This is a genomic window from Salipiger sp. HF18 (assembly GCF_011806505.1).
GTDB lineage: Bacteria > Pseudomonadota > Alphaproteobacteria > Rhodobacterales > Rhodobacteraceae > Salipiger > Salipiger thiooxidans.
Genome location: NZ_JAATOS010000389.1, coordinates 1 through 3739, shown reverse-complemented (window position 1 = coordinate 3739; position 3739 = coordinate 1). Strand labels below are relative to the sequence as shown.

3 protein-coding genes are annotated in these 3739 nt (G+C 65.3%); all 3 read left to right on the top strand.

All coding sequences use genetic code 11. From position 1 onward, the window contains the following. A partial coding sequence (gene phaZ, locus HC022_RS21055; protein WP_167453725.1) for a polyhydroxyalkanoate depolymerase occupies positions 1-758 on the top strand: 758 nt, incomplete at its 5' end. Between the two features lie 162 nt (positions 759-920). Then, a complete protein-coding gene (locus HC022_RS21050) occupies positions 921-1814 on the top strand; it encodes a hypothetical protein (protein WP_167453724.1) in 894 nt (297 codons plus the stop codon). Between the two features lie 758 nt (positions 1815-2572). Continuing rightward, positions 2573-3739, top strand: a 1167-nt coding sequence (locus HC022_RS21045; RefSeq protein WP_254885208.1) for a glucan biosynthesis protein, incomplete at its 3' end; no start/stop codon positions are given.

Here is a 3739-nt window from a genome sequence, read left to right as displayed (position 1 = left end):
TCGCCTACGTCATCCGCTTCCTCGAAGAGATCGGGCCCGGCGGCCACGTGCTCGCGGTCTGCCAGCCCTGCGTGCAGACCCTGGCCGCAGTGGCGGTGATGTCCGAGGACCGCAATCCCGCGACGCCGCGCACCATGACGCTGATGGCCGGCCCCGTGGACGTGCGCGAGAGCCCGACCACGGTGAACGATCTCGCCAACGAGAAGCCGCTGTCGTGGTTCAAGCGCAACGTGATCTCGACGGTGCCGTTCCGCTACGACGGTGCCGGACGCAAGGTCTACCCGGGCTTCGTGCAGCTCACCGCCTTCATGTCGATGAACATGGAGCGCCACCAGGCACAGCATCGCAAGCTCTACGACCATCTCGCCGCGGGAGAGCAAGATGACGCGAAGCGCATCAAGGAATTCTACGACGAGTATTTCGCGGTGCTCGACCTGACCGAGGAATTCTACATCGAGACCATCGAGCGGGTGTTCCAGAAGGCCGAGCTCGCCACCGGCGACTTCACCTATCGTGGCCGCAAGGTCGACCCCTCGAAGATCCGCAACACCGCGCTGCTGACCGTCGAGGGCGGGCGCGACGACATCTGCGGGATGGGCCAGACCACGGCGGCGCATGACCTCTGCTCGACCCTGCGCCCGCATCTCAAGCGCCACCACCTGCAGGCCAACGTCGGCCATTATGGCGTCTTCAACGGCCGCCGCTGGGAGAACGAGATCTACCCGGTGGTGCGCAACATGATCCTCGCCATGGAGTGACGCCGCGCGCGCCCACAGAGGCTATCCGTGCCGGCGCTTCGCCGCGCGGCACCGCGCGTACGTGAGCATCAGCTTGCCAATCCCCGCCGACCTGCGCAGTCTGGGAACACGTCCCCCAGGCCCGCTCCTTTTCGCACCTAAAGAATTGTAAACGGAAATTTTATGTCCAACGCGCATTTGCCGGATCTTCGAGCCGAGGTCTCTGCCCAGTACGAGCTCGACTACATCCCGCGCGGGTCCGACACGCTGCTCGTCGTCCTGGCGCCGACACCCCGACTGGTGCTGATGAAATACCCCTTCGCCCAGAGCAGCCTGCATCTGGCCGACCGCTTCCTGTCGTTCTACACCAACGCCCCCTACCGGAACGTGAACGCCATCGTCACCTTTGCGCGGGCCCGCGGCTACCTGCGCCTGCTCTTCATCGGCTCGTCCAAGGGCGGCTCGGGCGCTCTGCTGTGGTCCTCGATCGCGCAGGAGGTGCAGCGCGACATGGCGGTGCAGTGCATCGCCTTCAGCCCGCAGACCATGCTCTTCCCGCACAACCCGGTGCTCGACGAGCTGCCGAGCTACCGGATCTCGCACGACCGGCTCGAGGGCAAGGGCCGCGCCCATCTCGCCAAGGACTTCCGGCGCTTCGGCAATATCCAGGATTTCATCCGGGGCCGCACCGCGCTCACCACGGTCTACTATTCCTCGGGCTACGGCATGGACGTGGCCGAGGCCCAGCGGTTGCGCCGCGTGCCCGGGCTGCGGCTGATCCCGGTGGATCTGCCTTTCCACGGCAGCATCATGCCCTTCACCCTGAAATCGGGCGACGAGGCAGCGATCGAGCGGCTGGCGGACAAGCTCTACACCGATGCGACCAGGGACCAGGATCTCGCCCGGTCGTTGCCGGAACGGCGCGAGGATTTCGTCTCTTCGCTGCGCAAGCTCTCCGCTGCGAGCCTCAACGACGTGATCGCCGAAACCCTCGCGCGCGGTACCGGGGGCCGCAGGAAGCGGCTGCGCCTGATGAACGGTCTCTTCCGGCTCTACCGGCGCCAGGGGTGGGTCTGACGACGCCGCCGCCAGCCCCACCCGCACGGGTCTTCAGAACACGTGCAGCCCCAGAAGTATAAAGGATATGCCCAACAACAGGACCAGCAGCGCCACGACCCAGGTCGAGACGCGGTTGCTCACCTGCGTCGGCTGATAGCAGGAGCCGCAGACCGGCGCCCCGAAGCGGAGTGCATGTCCGCAATACCTGCATCTGAAGACCCTGTGATCACTCAAAGCCATACCAATACTCTCCAGTCCCAGAGCACGAGTCGCCCCCTGTCCGGGCGGCTCACAAAACTGATGATACGGAGGAAATGAGTCCGAAAGAAAACACAACCCTCAGGCTAGCTGCAAAACGCTTGAAATCTCGCGAACGTGACCCAAGCGTCACCCTTGCAACGGTCACATGTTACTTATTCGATCACATTTAGGACCGATAGTATCTGTATATTCAGCTATATCGGAACGATGATGAAACCTGAGGCGCCACTTCAGCCTCTGGCGTCGACGCCCAGCGTTTCCCGCAATGATTGTGACACGTTCCCGACGCCTGCCGCTGAAACCGGCTGCAGGAGCGTCGCGTGCGCCCCCCCCTCCAGACCGCATCTGCCCCAATTTTCAGCAGGCCGCGCCCTCTCCAGCCCCGCCTTTGACGCGAACATGGGCAGACCGCGGTTCCATCGGCACGGTTCTGCCGGTCGGCGCCTGTCGGATTTGCCCTTTTCCGCTGCGTCTCCAAATTCAGGCGCAACCGGATGAAAGACAGAAGGACTGACATGACCGACCCTCGCCTGACCCGACGAGACATGCTCGCCTCCGCCCTCGGAGCCGGAGCTTTCTTCCTCCTGCCCGAGGTGGCGCGCGCCCAGAAGGCGGCAGCGCAAGACGCCGCGGGTTTCGGGCCCGCCGAGCCGTTCTCCTTCGACCAGCTACGGGACGTCGCACGCTCCCTCGCCAACGAGAGTTACGTGCCGATGCAGGTCGCCGATGGCGACATCCTCGAAAAGATCGACTACGACCGACACAACCAGATCTCGTTCCGCAAGGAGCGGGCGCTTTGGAACCAGTCGGGCACCTCGCCGGTGCAGTTCTTCTTCCCCGGCAAGTATTTCCCCGAGCCCGTGCACATCTACACCGTCGAGAACGGCATGGCGCGCGAGGTTCCGTTCTCGACCGACTACTTCGACATCCCCGATAACAACCCCGCCCGCGCCCTGACCCGCACCGAGGGCTTCGCGGGCTTCCGGGTGCAGGACCAGCCGGGCGGCGACGACTGGATGGCCTTCCTCGGCGCCTCCTACTGGCGCACCGCGGGCTATTCCGGGCAGTTCGGCCTGTCGGTGTGCGGCCTCGCGCTCGACACCGCCATTCCGGAAGGCCCCGAGGAATTCCCGCGCTTCACCCGGTTCTGGCTCGAGCAGGCCGGCGGCGGCGACCTGACCGCCTACGCGCTCCTCGAGAGCCCGCGCGCCACCGGCGCCTACAAGATCGCCTCGACCCGCGGCGACGAGGGCGTGGCGCAGGATGTCGAGGCGCAGATCTTCCTGCGCGGCGATGTCGAGCGGCTGGGCATCGCGCCGCTCACCTCGATGTACTGGTTCGGCAAGCCCGACGCCCACGTGGCCCCGGACTGGCGCCCCGAGGTGCACGACAGCGACGGGCTCGAGATCCACACCGCCAGCGGCGAGCGCATCTGGCGTCCGCTCAATAACCCGCCGCGCACCATGGCCAACAGCTTCTACACCCCCGGCGTCAAGGGCTTCGGCCTGATGCAGCGCGAGCGCAGCTTCGACGAATACCAGGATGACGGCGTGTTCTACGAAAAGCGCGCCTCGGCCTGGATCCAGCCCAAGGGCGACTGGGGCGACGGCTCGGTCACCCTTGTCGAGTTGTCGACCGATGACGAGATCCACGACAACATCGTGGCGATGTGGACCCCGACC

Excerpts from the sequence above, each read along its gene's own strand:
- HC022_RS21050 (WP_167453724.1), top strand. The coding sequence starts at position 921 with ATGTCCAACGCGCATTTGCCGGATCTTCGAGCCGAGGTCTCTGCCCAG.